This is a genomic window from Microcoleus sp. B3-D2 (assembly GCF_036705345.1).
Taxonomy (GTDB): Bacteria; Cyanobacteriota; Cyanobacteriia; order Cyanobacteriales; family Microcoleaceae; genus Microcoleus.
The window spans coordinates 74431-92922 of record NZ_JAUBUG010000004.1 but is presented as its reverse complement, the minus strand read 5'-3'; the positions used below and the strand labels follow the sequence as shown (position 1 = coordinate 92922).

Below are 18492 nucleotides of genomic sequence, written 5' to 3'. Positions count from 1 at the left end.
AGCGGAGCTTTCTACCGCTCAATCTGTGGTAAATTGCCGAATTGTTTCATCAGATTGATGTCTAGCCGTCCGTCGCAAAGGGTCACGTTTTTTAAATTTGCACCCCGAAATTTAAACCTTCGCAGCGTTTTATTGCTAAAATTGAAAAAATAGTAAATAAGTGCATTCATCATTATAAATGTGACGATATTGCATAATATTTATTAGCACCATAAGCAATAAGGGTTAAAACACTCAATGTCTGCTCAAGGGTTTTATCGTCGTTCACTCCCCGATTCTGCTATTGCCTTTTCCTCCGTAGAGGGAAAGCAAATATTTCGAGAAGCGTTGGCATTGGGAGGTATGGAAGGGTATTTTGCTCTAGCGGAACAGTTTCATACTCAAGCAGAACCCGCTTTTTGTGGATTGGGTAGTTTAGTTGTTGTTCTTAATGCCTTATCCATCGATCCGGGTCGCATTTGGAAAGGGGTGTGGAGATGGTATGGAGAGGAATTTTTAGACTGTTGCTTACCTCTTTCAGTCATTAAAGAAAACGGTATCACCTTTGATGAGTTTGTCTGTATCGCACGTTGCAACGGTGCTGTTGTAAAACCTAACCGTTACCACCAAAGCAGCTTGGAAAAGTTTCGGCAAGCAGTTGAGGAGGTGACTACAGCGTCAGGTGATATTCATCTAGTTGTTTCCTACAGCCGAAAGGCCTTGGGACAAACGGGTGATGGTCACTTTTCACCAATTGGTGGCTATCATCGACAGCGGGATCTAGTTCTTCTGCTGGATGTTGCCCGTTTCAAATATCCACCTCACTGGGTTTCTCTGCCTTTGTTATGGCAAGCCTTTGAACCTCTCGATCCCGTCACTAATCAATGTCGAGGTTATATTTTATTGCAGAAGAGTGAAAGGTTGCCAGAAACCTTATTTCATATTGCTTGTGATTTACATCAGTGGCGTAGTGTTGCTCCTTACTTTGCAGAAATACTCCCCGACATTGTGAGAAAAGAGCAACCTGATTCAATTGCTTCATTTGTCAGTACCATCCTGCACCATTTGCCTGTTGAATTCACAACTATGCTGCATACCTCGTCAGAGACGGCAGAGACACTTGAGAAATTACGGGCAACTCTTGAGTTAAATTCACTGTTTGATATTGTTCACCAATGCTTGTCAAGCGATGACTGGGATGCAATGTCTGTTGTAGGCAAGTGGTCGCAACAGCCATTCGTAGCAGAGATAATAACAGCAATATTACTCTCCTGTCCCGAAACGCTCTATGCAACTCTCAAACCCGAGTTACGACTGTGGTTTAGTGAGGTTCGCCACCTTGAGAAACTACTTCCTCCCTGGGATGTAGAGATATCTAGATTGAGAGAACAAATGTCAGCACTCCAGGAGTTTTACACTTTATATTCAAAGGGACATCAGTGTAATATCCCTCAGAGTTAGCACCTACCGCCTTTTGAGATCCTTAAACTCGACTAGCTACAAAAGTGAAAATTAAATAGCAAGATTTAATAATCCGATGTTGGCGGCAGTTGTGGAGGAAGATTCGCGGCAGGGAAATATTAGGCTTGTGACTGATGCGAGTGAGGAATGGACAACGGAAAAAGTGGAAGTGGTGGTAAAAAAATGTAGTGCGAACATCTGGCTGGTTGGCTGTTTTTGCCTAAATCCTATTTGATTGACTGTTGACTGAGGTAATCAGCAGACATCTGTTTATCCTCTGCTGTCACTTTCGGGTTTTTTCTGAGATAATCGTCGATCCAATTGCAACCTAATGCCATTAGTTTATCGAAATCCCAAACCCACAGTTTGATGGTGTTGTCACTGCTTCCAGAAGCCAAAGCCAAGCCATCTGGACTAAAGGCGACACTCCAGACCAAACCTTGATGCCCGGTGAGGGTAGCGAGGGGTTTTTGGCTTTGCAAATCCCACAGTTTGATGGTGTTGTCACCACTTGCAGAAGCCAAAGTCAAGCCATCTGGACTAAAAGCGACGCTATTGACCCAACTACTATGCCCGGTGAGGGTAGCGAGGGGTTTTTGGCTTTGCAAATCCCACAGTTTGATGGTGTTGTCACCGCTTGCAGAAGCCAAAGTCAAGCCATCTGGACTAAAAGCGACGCTCCAGACTGAACCTTGATGGTCGGTGAGGGTAGCGATGGGTTTTTGGCTTTCCAGGTGCCACAGTTTGATGGTGTTGTCACTGCTTGCAGAAGACAAAATCAAGCCATCGGGACTAAAGGCGACGCTTCTGACATAACTGCTATGCCCGGTGAGGGGAGCGATGGGTTTTTGGGTTTGCAGGTGCCACAGTTTGATGGTGTTGTCACCGCTTGCAGAAGCCAATGTCTTGCCATCAGGACTAAAGACGACGCTATTGACCGGATTGCTATTCCCGGTGAGTGTAGCAATGGGTTTTTGGGTTTCCAGGTGCCACAGTTTGATGGTGTTGTCATCGCTTGCAGAAGCCAAAATCAAGCCATCGGGACTAAAAGCGACGCTATTGACCAAATCGCTATGCCCGGTGAGGGTGGCGATGGGTTTTTGGCTTTCCAGGTTCCACAGTTTGATGGTGTTGTCATAGCTTGCAGAAGCCAATGTCTTGCCATCGGGACTAAAGGCCACGCTTCTGATATAACTGCTATGCCCGGTGAGGGTAGCGATGGGTTTTTGGCTTTCGAGATGCCACAGTTTGATGGTGTTGTCATCGCTTGCAGAAGCCAAAATCAAGCCATCGGGACTAAAAGCGACGCTTCTGACATAACTGCTATGCCCGGTAAGGGTTGTGAGTTCTTTTTGGCTTTCGAGATGCCACAGTTTGATGGTTTTGTCAAAGCTTGCAGAAGCCAAAGTTTTGCCATCGGGACTAAAGGCGACGCTATTGACCAAACTGCTATGCCCGGTGAGGGTTGTGAGTTCTTTTTGGCTTTCGAGATGCCACAGTTTGATGGTCTTGTCATGGCTTGCAGAAGCCAATGTCTTGCCATCGGGACTAAAAGCGACGCTATTGACCAAATCGCAATGGCCAGCGAGGGTGGCGATGAGTTTTTGGCTTTCCAGGTTCCACAGTTTGATGGTGTTGTCATAGCTTGCAGAAGCCAATGTCTTGCCATCGGGACTAAAGGCCACGCTTCTGATATAACTGCTATGCCCGGTGAGGGTTGTGAGTTCTTTTTGGCTTTCCAGGTTCCACAGTTTGATGGTTTTGTCACCGCTTGCAGAAGCCAAAATCAAGCCATCGGGACTAAAAGCGACGCTCCAGACCGAACGGCTATGCCCGGTGAGGGTTGTGAGTTCTTTTTGGCTTTCCATGTGCCACAGTTTGATGGTTTTGTCACTGCTTGCAGAAGCCAATGTCTTGCCATCGGGACTAAAGGCAACGCTATAGACCGGATTGCTATGCCCGGTGAGGGTAGCGATGGGTTTTTGGCTTTGCAGGTTCCACAGTTTGATGGTGTTGTCAAAGCTTGCAGAAGCCAATGTCTTGCCATCTGGACTAACGGCGACGCTAATGACCACATTGTTATGCCCTTCCAAATAATTGCGCTCTTTTACTGCGGACACTGCTTGTTGCAGCGCAGCTATCACTCGTCCTCTAATATGTTTTGTCGTCTCGGCTGAAGAATCTAGTTGTTTGAATGCTTGCCCTGCCTTTAATGCTTCTAACAGTGCTTGGACTGTCTGTCCTGAACGAAATGATTCATTAGAAAAAGCCGTTTCCTGGATGACATTTGCTAAATTCTGGGCTTGAGTAACTTTATAGGTAGCCAATTGCTCTGCTTTAATTAGCGTCTGATTTGCCTGAGTCAAAATTTTATTCGCTTGTCTCTGGGCTTCTAACTCTCGTTCAACTTCCCGTTGTTGGACTTCCCGACTGGCATTTAAAAACTGATAATCCAAATCGCTCAAACTTTTATCTGCGGCCCAAGTTTGAGCATCTTGCAAGGCTTGACCCCGCAACAGCCGCGATTCATCTTGGCAATCAGACTCTATCCAAGCTTTAAAACTTTCGCTGTAAGGGCGGAGATTCGCTAATTGTTTTTCCACCCAATCAAGGTTAAAAACCGATTGATAAATCCGGTTATAAACTTTAAGTTTGCCAGACTGCTTAACCACCAACCCAGTTAATCTCAGTTCCCTTTGTTCGGGAGTATCATCAGCCGCTATTTCATTATTTTGTAAAATTTGCTGATAAATTCCCAGCAACCGACTTGCCCGTTGTTCGCTGCGTAAAATGCGTCCTCGAATCGTCTTTAAATGTTCGGGTTCATCCTGTCCTTCCCAATTGTCAATCACCTTTTCTCGCACTAAAGTTTCTACCCACTCAGCAGGATGTTGAATGGGTGTAGAGTTGGCACTGTCAAGCAGTATTTTACAAATTTTTTGGGTTAAAAATGGCTGTCCACCCGTCCAATATAAGACTGCTTCTAATAAAGCTTGAGAATTTTCTGCTTGAGTTCCTAACCCTACTGCCAAAGGCTGGGCTTCTGCTAATTGAAACCCCGTTAACTCTATCCCTCGACCAATATTAAAAGGAGTGCGTCGCTTGTCTTGAATTAAATCTGATGGAGTCGCCACCCCTAACATCGTAAATGTTAATCGACGATAGTCGGGTTTATCAGCTCGATTATTATAGCAATCACGAATTACAGCAAAAAAGTCTTCTATTTTAAAACTTAAACTGAGTAAACTGTCCGACTCATCGACAAAAATTACTATATTTTGTGAGATATTCTTGAGTAATACTTCTTCAATAAATTTACTAAATCGTTTAACATTGGATAGTAAGCTGTTCTGCTCCCACCATTCATCTAAATCAAAAACATCATACAAATTTAATCGGCTAATGATGCTATCGATCACGCCTGCATACCACTCTTCTGGTGTAATATCTGAGGTGCCAATTTCTGTGATATCAATGCTACTACAGGCGATTCCCTCTGCTTTTAACCGCTGCATTGTCCGCACTCGCAGGGATGATTTTCCCATTTGTCGGGAATTAAGAACATAGCAGAATTCTCCGGCTTTTAAAGCTTGATAAAGTTCTTCATCCGCCTTTCGAGTGACATAAGTTGGGGCGTTTGCAGGCAGGCTCCCTCCAACTTGATATTGATAATCTTTCATAGGTCATTGTTAATTCATAGGTGGAAATTCAGAAAATTAAGCAATCAATTTGTACAGTCGTACAGGTTCAGAAATTCCCTTTAACTGTTGCATTCCTAAGTCAATCACATTTAAAGATAAATGGGTTTTAACGACTTGATAAACTGTCTCAGAAATACAAATTCCACCTGAATCTGCTTTCCCTTCTAAACGAGCCGCTAAATTTACACCAGCCCCTCTGATATCATTATTAAAAGAGAATATTTCCCCCAAGTGAATACCAATGCGATGTTGGAGGACATGACTCGGAGGTAAGGTTGTAGCAGCTTCGGCAAAACTTCGTTGTATTTCTAACGCACAGGCGACTGCTTTTACGGCACTTTCGGGAAAGCAAATTAATAAACCATCGCCCATTTCTTTAAGGACTTTGCCTTGATGTTTAGCGCAGATGCCTCGGATGATGTTGAAATCTCGATTCACTAATTCTAGTGTCAGCTTTTGGTTGGCAACGGATAAAGCGGTAGAATTAACTACATCAGAAAAAATAATAGCTGCTAAATTACTCTCTACGTGCAAGCTAGATTTGTTATTAGTTTGTTGCACAGCAGTCATATTCGCTTGGGGAGAGGCTAGGCGATGCTGAAAATATTGACGATACAAACCACACAATGGCATTACAGCATTTCCCTGAAATTTTATCAACCCCATGCTTCGCAATTTAAAAGCCTCTCCGGTGTGAATCTCTACAGGTTGTTCGCTGTTAATCACTTGTCTAATTGTTGCTGCTAGTTCTGCATCTGTTTCCAAGTTAACTAAATGCCGCCGTAAATGATCGTAGTAAGGGCCTTCTTCAGTAGGAGCGACTTTTAGCAAGCGATCTAAGGTAATTCTCCCCCTGGCAACTTGGTAGAGAGCAACTCGCACTAAATAAGGATGACCGCCCACTATTTCCATCAGACCACAAATCTCTTGATTTGACCAATTTAATCGGTGTCGATTCACTAAATCTGTTACCTGTCTCTGATTGAGTTCAGGTAACTCTATGGGCAATCCCACGTTAAATGGCGACTGATTAATATTGAGAGGAATATAAACTTCTTGAGAGTGAGAAATGACTAACCTTAGCTTTTTCCAAATTTCCTCATTTTTCCCCCGCTCGTGCCAAGCTCGTAATAATCCAAAGAAGTCGGTGGCTATTTCCGAATGCTGAAAAATCCGATCAACTTCATCTAACCCTAAAACAAGAGGCTGAACACTGTTAGATAATAGATAGCGTTGGAAATACTTGGTGCTTTTATTTTTACTGCCGAGAACGCCTTTCCAATATTCTCCTAACCTATCTTCTAAATTTAATTCATTGGTAATCTCACCACAAAACCACTGCAATAACTCATCAAGATGGGTGAGAAAACTGCCATCAGCCCATTGAAAGTTTAAATAAGCCGTTTGATATCCCTGTTGCTTGGCGTGGTATAAAATTCGCTGCACTAAGGAAGTTTTTCCCATTTGCCGGGGGGCTTTGATTCGGATTAAAGCTCCGGGCTTAACAATAGTTTGGTAGCAGTCCGATTCAATGGGAGGCCGATCGATATATAGGGGTGAATCTAAACTCACAGAACCTTCTGGGTTGTCTAAGTTGAGAAGAGAAAGCGGAGGTGCGGCGATCGCTCGCGCATTTTCCACCACAGGCGACGACTCCTCCACGATATCGCTAACAGAAGCATCGCGCGATCGCTCTTCTGCATCCAACTCAGAAAAATCCGACTTCTTCTTTAATACCGGAGTAAGTTCTTCTGGAATGCCTGCCATGCTGATGCTAACGCAACCCAACTTATAGGCACGTTCGATCGACTCCCCCGCCGCCAACGTATCGTAAAAACCTACAGCAAATTCTCGTGCTGCGTTATCTCCCACCGTTTGCTTCATGCCGATCACGTAGGGAATGTGACGTGCGATCGCCTCAGCTTGCACTTCTGAATAGCAAGCGTTGAGTATCACGCACTCCACGTACTCATTAAACGCCTCAAACAAAGCTGCCAAAGCTTTGGCATTTACCAGCTTAATCTGCCCCATGCCATCTTCTAGGGCTAAACCCCCTTCTCCTGCACCATGCCCTGAGAAATGCACAATCTCTGGTTTATAATCTAATACGGCTCGCTGCATTTCTCTTGGCGTCACCGCCCACTGTTGCTCCAGTTGAAAATTGTCGCCCTTTGTAGAGCGTTGCAACCCCTCTGCAATTTCCTTCGCCTCTTTCTGTAAGTCCACATGGGTGGTATTTTTGGGGTTGGCTGCCAAAAACAGGATCGTTTTTTTCTTTCTTGGGGTACTACTCATCAATGGAACCTTCACGCTTAGGAGATACAGGCGCTTAACGACACTACCTCAGTCAGGGCGAGATATTTCTTGCCTTGACGGTATTTAAGCACAAACATCTTTATTTTTGTTGGTCAGTAAACTGACAGAAACGATCGCCCTGACTCAAGCATAACCAATCGACAAGGCGATCGCTACTCTCCAGTAATCATTTGAGCAACCTATTCCAGAAGTGCGATCGGCTTCCCCTTTTGCAGTCCTATTTCATAAATATCGAGATTCTTTATAGTTTTATTCTCATGCCAGATCCAGGATTTTTTGATGATTATTATTGCCTAAATTAGTACATAAAATCTTCTATACTTCCGCATTTATTTAATCCACGCACTCAGAAAAAAAACGGGTTTTTCATCAAATCTGTGGATGACAACAATGATTTATTTTAGTTTACTTAAACAATCACTCAATTCCCCTACCAACCATTCTTTCTCAGCTTGCGGCAAAAATAAGCCAAAACAATAGTTACGCGACTTGGCGCGAATCCGGCAAAAAGTCATCGATTTTTTGAGCAATGGCAGATGAATTTTGCTCAACTTTACCCGCTGGATATCTTGAGGACTGATTTGAATTGGTCTAGTAAATAGACAAGAAGCAATCCTACACAAGCACCTACACAAGAACATCAAAGCATAAAATACGGTAAATATTATTACAGGTTTGCTTGATATAAATACAAACAGATGAAATGATTTACCTAGCGAGTCGGCTAAAGTGTATTTAAACAAGCTAACTGTCCCGTATATCAGTCCGGGAATTAACCATAGGATTAAATCAAAAAATAACAGAATCAAAGAGAAGGAAAGTAAAATTTTATAACTCTGATGAATGAACTGGAAAAACCCTGTGAGTTTACTAGGGAAACGATCGGGGTATATATTGATGAATAACCACCGTTTAGCGTCAATTAAAGTAATTCGGGACTGGGGCGATCGCTTAAACATTTTTTCGCGATTAATCCCGCTTGGCTGTTCCCCTCGCAACGCTGATAAAGCATCTTTTGCTGAGTCAAATCTATCTTCAATTGCGGGTTCAATTATCTTCTCTAACCAGTTGGCAAACTCTGGAGAAATAGAGACGCGATCGCGGAATTTTATCTTCTGCTTTTGTCTGGGTAGATCGGATGGAAATTTCTGGGTTAACAGGAAAAGCAGCGTTGTGCCTAATCCATACAAATCTGTCGATAATACAGCTTTTCCTCTGAATTGTTCTGGTGCCATGTAACCGTAGGTTCCGACAACGGTACTGCCTCCTGTAACGGTATGATGGTAAGTATTTTGAACTGCACCAAAATCAACTAGGAAGACTCGCCCATTTTTTTGCAGAATTATATTTTGAGGTTTAATATCTCGGTGGATAGTAGCAGGTAACAGCGATTGCAGATAAACTAGAATTTCTAGCAATTGATAGGCGATATGACGAACTTGTGCTTCATTTGGTTTCCAGCCATTTTCTATTAACTGTGCGAGAGATTTTCCCGGTGCGAGTTGTTGGGCGATATAAAAACAACGATCTTGGGAAGTATCAACTTGAAAGTAGTCAATGTAGCGAGGAATTCCCGGATGATTCAATCCCGATAAAGTTTTTGCTTCTCGTTCAAATAACTCGACTTTCTTCCATTCAGTTGTCAGACGCAGGGATAAAGCTTTGAGTGCAACTTTTTGATTGCTGTTTAAATCTACAGCAGCATAGGTGATTCCAACTCCGCCCTGTCCTAATTTGCCGAGAATGCGATATCTTTCAGCAAGGATTTTTTCCGATTGTTGTAGTGTTTTCATATTTTTGTGCCTGGGTTGATTTTGGATAATTAGTCTGTTGCGCCGCGATCTCTGAGTATTTTGGCTGCTGCTTCTCGGTCGGGGTTCCAGTTGGTTTCTGCTATCTTTAGCGGCGTCTCGCCATAGCAGTTGGTAGTGTTAATTTTTGCACCTTTAGCAAGTAGCAATTTTAAGATTTCTACCGTGCCATAATGTGCTGCTTTATGCAGTGGAGTTGTGTCACATATATCTCTGTTATTGACATCTGCACCGTTTTTAATTAGCAGTGCAGCAATATCATTGTGTCCGATCGCGATCGCTTGATACAATGGAGTTTGACCGTTCTCATTTCTAACGTTAACCCTTGCGCCATTAGCAATTAGCAGTTCAGCGATATCTTGAGATCCTTGAGCAACAGCAAGATGCAGGGGAGTTTGAAGCAAGTTATTTTTGGCATTAACGAATGCACCTTTGGCAATGAGTTGTTTGGCTACATCCTCAAGTTTGAAATCGACAGCGATATGCAGTAAAGTTCGGCCTTCTTTGTCTTCACTATTAACATCTGGGTTTTTACGAATTAGCAGCGCCACTGTATCCTGAAGTTTCAGGTCTACGGCGATATCCAGTGGAGTTTTTCTTTGATTATCCTGGATATTAATTTCTGCACCTTTAGCAATCAGCAATTTTAAGATTTTTACAGTGCCATAATGTGCGGCTTTGTGCAGTGGAGTTGTGCCAGATCCATCTATATTATTGACATCTGTACCGTTGTTAATTAGCAGTGCAGCAATCTCATTGTGTCCGATCGCGATCGCTCGATACAATGGAGTTTGACCGTTCTCATTTCTAGCGTTAACCCTTGCACCATTAGCAATTAGCAGTTCAGCGATATCTTGAGATCCTCGATCGACAGCTAGGTGTAACGGAGTATTTCCATATTCGTCCATAGCGTTGATATCCAGCATTAGCAAAGCAGCAACTTCTTTTGTGGTTGCATAGTGCAGTGGAGTTCTTTTTTCACTATCCAGAATCGCCACATTTGCACCGTCTTTAATTAGCTGTTCTACCAACTCCTTAAAACCTATTTTGGCTGCATTATGTAATAAAGTTGTACCCTTGCCATTTCGGGCATTGTCTTCTTTGATGTTAATTTTTGCGCCTGCGGCGAGTAGTATCTTTGCGATCGCCTTCGATCGCGCCTTATGTAGAGGAGTCCAGCCATTTTTGTTTTTGGCATTGACATCCGCACCTTTAGCAATCAGCAACTTAGCCATTTCAGGCGATCGGGCCAAGAACAGAGGAGTTGTACATATAGTATAACACGGCTCTTGAGTTTCTCCCCAGGCGTTAATATCTGCACCTTTAGCAATTAGCGTCTGTGCCACTTTTATGCGATCGTACACCGCAGCGATGTGTAATGGGGTCCAGCCATATGCACCCTTAGCGTTGACATCTGCACCTTTGGCAATTAACAATTCTGCCACCTCTTTTGAGCCAGCAAAGTGTAGTAAATTCTGATTATTTACCCTGCTATTAGCATTAATGCCAAGATCCAGATAATGCCTAACAGTTTGAGTATCTCCCTGTTCGACAGCCTCGACAACTGCATTGGGTGTAAATCCAATCCGGTTAAGGATCGGATATTTAAAGTGATTTAAAACAGCAACACTAACAATAGCAGCAATTCCTATTTTGAGGCGTTTTTCCCATTGCGTCGATGAGCGATCGGATTTAACGCTAACTATTCGAGGATGGCGCAGCAATTCAAGCGCTTCTTTTGCCGAGTTAAAGCGGTTTTCTAAATCGGACGCGATCGCTTCTTCTAACCAATCGGCAAATGCTGCTGAAATCTGAATTTGAGAGCGAAAATCTTTCTCTAGTATATTTGTTGGTAATTCGGCGGGGGAACGGTGGGTTAGTAAATACAACAAGGTCGCTCCTAAACCATATAAATCTGTTGCAGGTACGGCTTGTCCGAGAAATTGTTCTGGAGCCATATAACCATAGGTTCCCACTACGGTACTTCCTCGCATTAAAGTATTGTAATAAGTGTTTTGCACTGCTCCAAAATCTACTAAGCAGACTGCCCAGTCTTTTTCTTTGTGGGAATCGATCGGCGATTTGAAAACAATATTTTCTGGTTTAATATCCCGGTGGATAACTGGTGGTGTCTGTGAATGGAGATAAACTAAAATATCCAAAATTTGTGTGGCAATGCGTTGAATTTCAGGTTCACTAGCGTGCCAGCCATTTTCGACTAAACTGGCTAGAGATTGCCCTTGGGCCAGTTCTTGTACTATATAAAAACAACGGTTATCGGGAGTATCGACATAAAAATAATCCAAATAACGCGGAATTCCCGGATGATTCAATTTTGATAAAACATTGGCTTCTCGTTCAAATAGTTCCAGGACTTTCCAGTCATTCATCTTCTGTAAAGACAAAGCTTTGAGTGCGACTCGCTGGTTTGTTTTGAGGTCAACGGCTTCGTAAGTTGTGCTACTACCGCCTTCTCCAAGCAGATTTTTAATCTGATAGTGGTTGACTAAGTTATGGGGAATTTGTGAAATAATATCCATAGCATTATCCTGGGTTGATGAGTACCAAAAAACATTTTCTATTGGAATTTTTGTAATTCAAATTTTGAAAAATTTATGCAATGTAAATTGAGTGTTTGGGTATATTTCAAACAAGTCAATAGAAAAGTCAATGACTGACTCTGTATATTTGCTTAAATTTCAATTACCGTATTTCTATGGATAGCTTACCCAGGATTTTGGAGTGTCATATCACCTTTGGCGAAAAATTACGTACGGGATCTCGATCGTAATCGATCCGATAATCATAGCCGGCGCGATCGTAAATGCCTGCAAGCAATTCCGGCAAATTAACAATAGGTTCTACATCTTCTTCGCGCAAAGGAGGTTGTCGCTCTTTTTGAGATGCTAGCCAACGTTGGTAGGCTTCTCTATCGCCACTTTTTCTCTCAGCGCCCTCTGCGTCCTCTGCGGTTAATCAAAAAAATTAGTGATTTTGAATACAATTCCCGACTAAACAGTCGATCGAACTCCTCAATTTTCGATGCGGATCTAAAATTCACCTAAAGTTCGACGCCCTTTGGCAAAACCCTTCCTAAGATAGAAGTTGGGGGACGATCGGTCTCGTAGCCGATTCAGGAGCAAGTGTCAAGGACTCCATCGAACCCAAATCTAGAGCCGCAAGACAGGGAGGACATCAAAATCATGGTAAACGCGCCGACAGGGGAAACCCGCCTGGGCCCGACCGATCAGGTGCAAGCCTTAGACCGCGATTGCACAACCCTATCTCGTCACGTACTCCAGCAACTTCACAGCTTTTCAACAGATGCTCAGGATCTCAGCGCGCTGATGAATCGCATCGGACTAGCTGCCAAGCTGATCGCGAGGCGGCTCAGCAGAGCCGGATTAATGGCAGATGCCTTGGGGTTTACAGGGGCTACGAACGTGCAGGGAGAATCCGTCAAAAAGATGGATATCTATGCCAATGAAGTGTTTATCTCGGTATTCCAGCAAAGCGGACTTGTGTGCCGCTTGGCTTCGGAGGAAATGGAAAAACCCTACTACATTCCCGAAAACTGTCCGATCGGGCGTTACAGTCTGCTCTACGACCCCATAGACGGTTCTTCCAATCTTGACATCAATCTCAATGTAGGTTCCATATTCAGCATCCGCAAGCAAGAGGGGGACGATGAAGACGGTTCTGCTTCCGACTTGCTGCAACACGGACACAAACAAATAGCGGCCGGCTACGTACTCTACGGCCCGAGTACCATGCTGGTTTATTCGATCGGTCAGGGTGTTCATTCCTTTACCCTCGATCCCAGTTTGGGCGAGTTTATTCTAGCTAACGAAAACATTAAGGTTCCCGATCGCGGCCCGATTTACAGCGTTAATGAAGGCAACTTCTGGCAGTGGGAGGAATCTTTGAGAGACTACATTCGCTACGTACACCGCAGCGAAGGCTACAGCGCCCGGTACGGCGGGGCTTTGGTGGGAGATTTCCACCGGATTTTATTTCAGGGAGGCGTGTTTTTGTACCCGGGAACGGTGAAAAACCCCGAGGGCAAATTGCGCTTGCTCTACGAATCGGCTCCTTTGGCGTTTTTGATGGAGCAAGCCGGCGGGCGCGCCAGTACAGGTATTCAAGACATCTTGGATGTAGTGCCGACCAAGCTGCACGAGCGATCGCCCTTGATTATCGGCAGTAAAGAAAATGTAGCGATGGTCGAGTCTTTTATTCAAGATCGAGCGCGCAATCCTAGAACAGTCCAAAAGTGAAGGAAGAAGGAAGAGGGAAGAAGGAAGAAGGAAGAAGGAAGAGGGAAGAAGGAAGAGGGTTTTAACTTATAACTTTCGACTCCCAATTACCAATTCCCCATTGCCAATTTTCAATTTTCAATTTCCAATTTTCAATTTCCAATTTCCAAGTCCCAATTAACAGCTATCAAATTGTAGGAGTTACAGTAATGACAGCAACACAAACGAATCACCTGTTAGAAATCAAAGAAATTGGCCAAAGTATCTGGATGGACAATTTGACTCGCGATCTGATCGAGTCCGGCGAACTAAAACAGATGATTGAAAGTCGGGGACTGCGCGGGATTACATCTAATCCGGCTATTTTTGAGAAAGCGATCGCGGGTAATGTGATTTACGACGCGGATATCGAAGCGGGCATCCGGGCGGGTAAATCTGTAATGGAGATTTACGAATCTCTGGTATTTGAAGATATCCGCAACGCTTGCGACATCTTCGCCCCCGTTTACGCAGAGTCGAAGGGTTTGGACGGTTACATCAGTATCGAAGTGCCACCGACGATCGCCAACGACACAGAAAGCACGATTAGCGAAGCCATACGCTATTACCAAGCCCTCGGCAAAGAAAACGTGATGATTAAGATTCCGGGAACCGCTGAAGGTTTGCCCGCAGTCGAGCGAGTCATCAGCGAAGGCATTAACGTTAACGTGACTTTGCTGTTCTCGGTTGACAGCTACGTCGAAACCTTCTGGGCTTACATTCGCGGTTTGGAAGCGCGGGTGGCTAAAGGTTTGGATGTGAGCAATATTGCTTCTGTTGCCAGTTTCTTCTTGAGCCGGATCGACATCAATGTCGATGGCAAGATTGACGAGAAACTCAAAAATGTCACAGATATTTCCACAAAAGCCAAACTGGAAGCGGTGAAGGGGAAAATTGCGATCGCCAATGCGAAGGTAGCTTACCAGAAGTATAAAGAGATCGTAGCGAGCGATCGCTGGCAAGCTTTAGCGGCCAAGGGAGCGAAAGTACAGCGCTTGCTGTGGGCTTCCACCAGCACCAAAAACCCCAACTACAGCGATGTCATGTACGTCGATGAACTAATCGGCCCCGAAACCGTTAACACTTTGCCGCCGAACACCGTTGAAGCTTGTTTCGATCACTGCGATGTCGCACCCCGGATTGAGAACAACGTTGCAGAAGCTTACACCCTGATCGAAAGTCTCAAAGATCCCGACATCGACATCAACTTGGACAAAGTGATGGAAGACTTGCTCCTCGACGGGATTGCAAAATTTGTCGGGCCGTTCCAATCCCTGATGGATTCCTTGCAAGAGAAAGTCCAGAAGTTGTCACCCGTCGCTTAGGCAGATATCTGTATCCTGAAAGGCAGAAGCATTTAGGAATCGGAATAGATAATTATTTGGGTTCTTAAATGCCGAGTTTTAAATCCTCTCTAGGGATTTTGAGATTAATGGCTCTCTGAGTTCCTAGAGAGCCAAATCATCTGCCTCCTCTAGCAGTATGAAGAACCGATTAATTCTCTCACCCAGCAACTAGCAGAAATGACCGCAAACTATCATGGTGTCTTGGCAGGGTTAACACCACTAGAACAAGGAAAATAAATAATGGTAACGCTACTTGAAAATCCACTGCGGGTCGGTTTGCGAAAAGAACGGGTGCCGGAACCACAAATTCTGGTAATCTTCGGAGCTTCTGGGGATCTCACCCAGCGCAAACTGGTACCTGCAATTTATCAGATGAAGCGCGATCGGCGCTTGCCACCGGAAACTACAGTCGTGGGAGTAGCCCGTCGCCCTTGGAGTCACGATTACTTCCGAGAGCAAATGCGCGAAGGTATTGAAGAATTTGGTGGCGGCATTGGCAATGAAGAATTTTGGCAAGATTTCGCTCAAGGTTTGTACTACTGTCCCGGCGACATTGACAACCCGGAAAGCTATCAAAAACTCAAAGCTTTCTTAGCGGAACTCGACGAAGAAAGGAGAACTCGCGGCAATCACATATTTTATCTCTCAGTTTCCCCCAACTTTTTCCCAGAAGCAATTAGGCAACTGGGCGCGGCTCAAATGCTGGTCGATCCAGCAAAACACCGCTTGGTAATTGAAAAACCCTTCGGCCGCGACTTGAGTTCGGCAAAAGCTCTCAACCGAGTCGTGCAGCAGGTTTGCCAAGAACAGCAAGTTTACCGGATCGACCACTATTTGGGTAAAGAAACTGTTCAGAATTTAATGGTATTCCGGTTTGCTAACGCGATTTTTGAACCCCTGTGGAATCGGCAATTTGTCGATCACGTACAAATTACAGTTGCAGAAACAGTAGGCGTAGAAGACCGGGCCGGTTACTACGAATCATCTGGGGCGTTGCGGGATATGCTGCAAAACCACTTGATGCAGATTTTCTGTCTGACGGCGATGGAACCGCCGAATTCCTTGGACGCTGACAGCATCCGCACCGAAAAGATGAAAGTTCTGCAAGCAACTCGCTTGGCAGATTTGAATAACTTGGACTTCTCAGCGATTCGGGGTCAATATTCCGCAGGTTGGATGAAGGGCAAACAGGTGCCGGGATATCACGAAGAACCGGGGGTTGCTCCCAACTCGACAACCCCGACTTTTGTGGCGATGAAGTTTATGATTGACAACTGGCGCTGGCAGGGAGTGCCTTTTTACCTGCGAACCGGCAAACGGTTGCCGAAAAAAGTTAGCGAAATTGCGATTCAGTTCCGCGAAGTTCCGCTGCTAATCTTTCAGTCCGCGGCCCAACAAACTACTCCTAACGTTTTGACTATGCGCGTGCATCCGAACGAGGGGATTTCGCTGAGGTTTGAGGCGAAAATGCCGGGGCCGGATTTGCGGACGCGGACGGTGGATATGGATTTCAGTTACGGTTCTTCCTTTGGGGTGACATCTTCGGATGCTTACGATCGACTGTTAATTGACTGTATGCTGGGCGACCAAACTTTGTTTACCCGTTCTGATGAAGTGGAAGAAGCTTGGCGGGTGGTAACACCGGCGCTGATGGAGTGGGAATCGTCCAACGACCAAGATTTGGTTCCTAAATACGAAGCGGGTACTTGGGAACCTGCGGAAGCAGAACTGCTAATTAACAGAGACGGCCGCAAGTGGCGCAGACTTTAAGAGTAATTAGTCAGCAGTTATTAGTCATTAGTTATTGGTCAGCATTAGTATTAGTGATTAGCTAATAACTACTAACTAATAACTACTAACTAATAACTAATGACTAATGACCCATGACTAATAACCAATGACTAATGACTGATCACAAGGGAGAGAAGATTTATGACGATGACACCTATGAAAGCTCCGCCTCTGGTTTCGCTGCAAAATCCTAAAGATGTGTCGCTCGACCAGATAGAGGCAGAATTGAGTCAAATTTGGGAAAGTTACAGAGAATCTGGGTCAAAGGGGGATGTTCCGATCGCTAGTAGGGCAACAACTTTTACTTTTGTAGTCTACGAACCCGAAGAAACTCAGCGGTTATTAGCGGATCTGGGGTTTTACGACGGGCCGGTGGACGGTATTACCGGGCCGATGACGGCATCTAGCATCAGGGCGGCTCAAAAAGCTTACGGGCTGCCGAGAACTGGCAAACCTAACGCTGAATTGCTGGCGACTTTGCGGGAAGAAGTGGCTCGCAAAAATTCCAATGGCGAGGAGATGGGATCGAGTGGTTTGGGTTCCGGGGGTTCGGGGGTGGCTGACGCGATCGTGGCTGCCAATCCCTGCCGGATTATTGCTCTGTGTCCGACGGCGGGGGAAGATACGGGCGTGCAGGCTCAAGTGGCTGCTTATTGTCCGGTTCACAAGCGCACCACCGGCAATCTGATCTGCTGCGAGTACATTACGCTCCGGGGTACGGAAGCGGCGCTGGAACGGGTGAGCGGCATCGTGACGGCGTTGACGATCCCGGATTTGCCGACGCTGCTGTGGTGGAAAGCGAATCCTGATGCCGATCGAGGTTTGTTCCAGCGACTGGCGACAATTAGCAGTTCTGTGATTGTTGACTCTAGCAGCTTTGCCGAGTCTGAAGCTGAATTGCTGTTGATGCACAGTCTGATTGAGGAGGGAATTCCGATCGCGGATCTCAATTGGCGCCGGCTGGCTGCGTGGCAGGAGTTGGCTGCTGAGGCTTTTGACGCCCCGGAACGTCGCGCTGCGATTCGGGAAATCGATCGGGTGACGATCGATTACGAACAGGACAATTCTACGCAAGCGCTGATGTATTTGGGTTGGCTGGCGAGCCGGCTTCAGTGGCGTCCGGTTGCTTTCAAACAAGAAGAGGGCGATTACCAAATCAAGCGAATTAAATTCGCGGGGCCGGACGAACGGGTTGTCGAAGCCGAGTTGGCTGCTATTCCTACTGCGGATACGGGTGATGTCCCGGGCGATTTGATTGCTCTGCGTTTGAATTCTACGAACGAAAAGGCTGACTGCGGTACAGTTCTATGTTCGGAAGTGGGTGGCTGTATGCGGATGGAAACGAAGGGCGGCGCTCAAACCGATCGGTTTAACCAGGTGAGTCCTCTATTCGATCAGGTGACGGAACACTTGCTGGGCCAGCACTTGCAGAGTTGGGGCCGAGATGTGCTTTACGAAGAAAGTTTGGCAGTGACGGCTCAAATGCTGAAGTTAGCTAAGCGGTAAAAAGAAGTTCGGCAACGGATTCTGTAACGGATGTAACGGATGTAACGGATGTAACGGATGTCAGGAAGAAGCAAGAAGGATTGAGTTAATATTCAGTGGGGCAGGCAATGTCTGCCCTACTTTTTTAGGGGTTGTGAGTTAGAAGTTATGAGTTTGAATTAATCATATTCTTTGATTCAAAACGTTAAATTACTTCCAAAAAGCCACAAAATTACCTCTCTTCTTCTCCTTCTTCCTTCGCGGTCTTCGCGTCTTCGCGGTTCGTTAAATAGGTATTATTTGAAAA

At 45.1% G+C, this 18492-nt stretch carries 10 protein-coding genes; 5 read left to right on the top strand and 5 right to left on the bottom strand.

What is annotated here, in order from left to right; genetic code table 11:
- Positions 1-237: 237 nt before the first annotated feature.
- Positions 238-1440 (top strand): phytochelatin synthase family protein, encoded by a 1203-nt coding sequence (locus QUB14_RS02860; protein ID WP_333214969.1) that lies wholly within the window; start codon positions 238-240, stop codon positions 1438-1440.
- Positions 1441-1667: 227 nt separating this feature from the next.
- Here the strand turns inward: QUB14_RS02860 and QUB14_RS02855 are convergent, their stop codons facing one another.
- The 5 genes from QUB14_RS02855 to QUB14_RS02835 form a co-directional block, all read right to left on the bottom strand.
- Positions 1668-5120 carry a WD40 domain-containing protein gene (locus QUB14_RS02855; protein ID WP_333214971.1) on the bottom strand — a complete coding sequence of 1151 codons (3453 nt, stop codon included), beginning with the start codon at positions 5118-5120 and terminating at the stop codon, positions 1668-1670.
- Between the two features lie 36 nt (positions 5121-5156).
- On the bottom strand, positions 5157-7436 hold the full coding sequence (locus QUB14_RS02850; RefSeq protein ID WP_333214973.1) for an AAA-like domain-containing protein: 2280 nt from the start codon (positions 7434-7436) through the stop codon (positions 5157-5159).
- A gap of 416 nt (positions 7437-7852) precedes the next feature.
- Positions 7853-9250: a serine/threonine-protein kinase gene (locus QUB14_RS02845; protein ID WP_333214975.1), complete on the bottom strand. Its 1398-nt coding sequence runs from the start codon at positions 9248-9250 to the stop codon at positions 7853-7855.
- Positions 9251-9279: 29 nt separating this feature from the next.
- Positions 9280-11808, bottom strand: a complete 2529-nt coding sequence (locus QUB14_RS02840; RefSeq protein WP_333214977.1) for an ankyrin repeat domain-containing protein — start codon at positions 11806-11808, stop codon at positions 9280-9282.
- A gap of 205 nt (positions 11809-12013) precedes the next feature.
- Complete coding sequence (locus QUB14_RS02835) at positions 12014-12148, bottom strand: DUF4058 family protein (RefSeq protein ID WP_333214979.1); 135 nt, start codon at positions 12146-12148, stop codon at positions 12014-12016.
- A 323-nt stretch (positions 12149-12471) separates the two neighbouring features.
- On the opposite strand from QUB14_RS02835, the gene fbp reads away from it, so the two are divergent.
- The 4 genes from fbp (at position 12472) to opcA (ending at position 18206) form a co-directional block, all read left to right on the top strand.
- A complete protein-coding gene (fbp, locus tag QUB14_RS02830) occupies positions 12472-13545 on the top strand; it encodes a class 1 fructose-bisphosphatase (protein ID WP_333214981.1) in 1074 nt (357 codons plus the stop codon).
- A 188-nt stretch (positions 13546-13733) separates the two neighbouring features.
- Positions 13734-14888: a transaldolase gene (tal, locus tag QUB14_RS02825; RefSeq protein ID WP_333214983.1), complete on the top strand. Its 1155-nt coding sequence runs from the start codon at positions 13734-13736 to the stop codon at positions 14886-14888.
- Between the two features lie 261 nt (positions 14889-15149).
- Positions 15150-16679: a glucose-6-phosphate dehydrogenase gene (gene zwf, locus QUB14_RS02820; protein ID WP_333214985.1), complete on the top strand. Its 1530-nt coding sequence runs from the start codon at positions 15150-15152 to the stop codon at positions 16677-16679.
- Positions 16680-16841: 162 nt separating this feature from the next.
- Entirely contained in the window at positions 16842-18206 is a 1365-nt protein-coding gene (gene opcA, locus QUB14_RS02815) for a glucose-6-phosphate dehydrogenase assembly protein OpcA (RefSeq protein WP_333214987.1), read from the top strand.
- Positions 18207-18492 lie beyond the last annotated feature (286 nt).

Bases quoted from the DNA above. Each gene is read 5' to 3' on its own strand.
- QUB14_RS02845 (WP_333214975.1), bottom strand. From the start codon at position 9,250: ATGAAAACACTACAACAATCGGAAAAAATCCTTGCTGAAAGATATCGC.
- QUB14_RS02840 (WP_333214977.1), bottom strand. From the start codon at position 11,808: ATGGATATTATTTCACAAATTCCCCATAACTTAGTCAACCACTATCAG.
- QUB14_RS02860 (WP_333214969.1), top strand. From the start codon at position 238: ATGTCTGCTCAAGGGTTTTATCGTCGTTCACTCCCCGATTCTGCTATT.
- zwf (WP_333214985.1), top strand. From the start codon at position 15,150: ATGGTAACGCTACTTGAAAATCCACTGCGGGTCGGTTTGCGAAAAGAA.
- QUB14_RS02855 (WP_333214971.1), bottom strand. From the start codon at position 5,120: ATGAAAGATTATCAATATCAAGTTGGAGGGAGCCTGCCTGCAAACGCC.
- fbp (WP_333214981.1), top strand. From the start codon at position 12,472: ATGGTAAACGCGCCGACAGGGGAAACCCGCCTGGGCCCGACCGATCAG.
- tal (WP_333214983.1), top strand. From the start codon at position 13,734: ATGACAGCAACACAAACGAATCACCTGTTAGAAATCAAAGAAATTGGC.
- QUB14_RS02850 (WP_333214973.1), bottom strand. From the start codon at position 7,436: ATGAGTAGTACCCCAAGAAAGAAAAAAACGATCCTGTTTTTGGCAGCC.
- opcA (WP_333214987.1), top strand. From the start codon at position 16,842: ATGACGATGACACCTATGAAAGCTCCGCCTCTGGTTTCGCTGCAAAAT.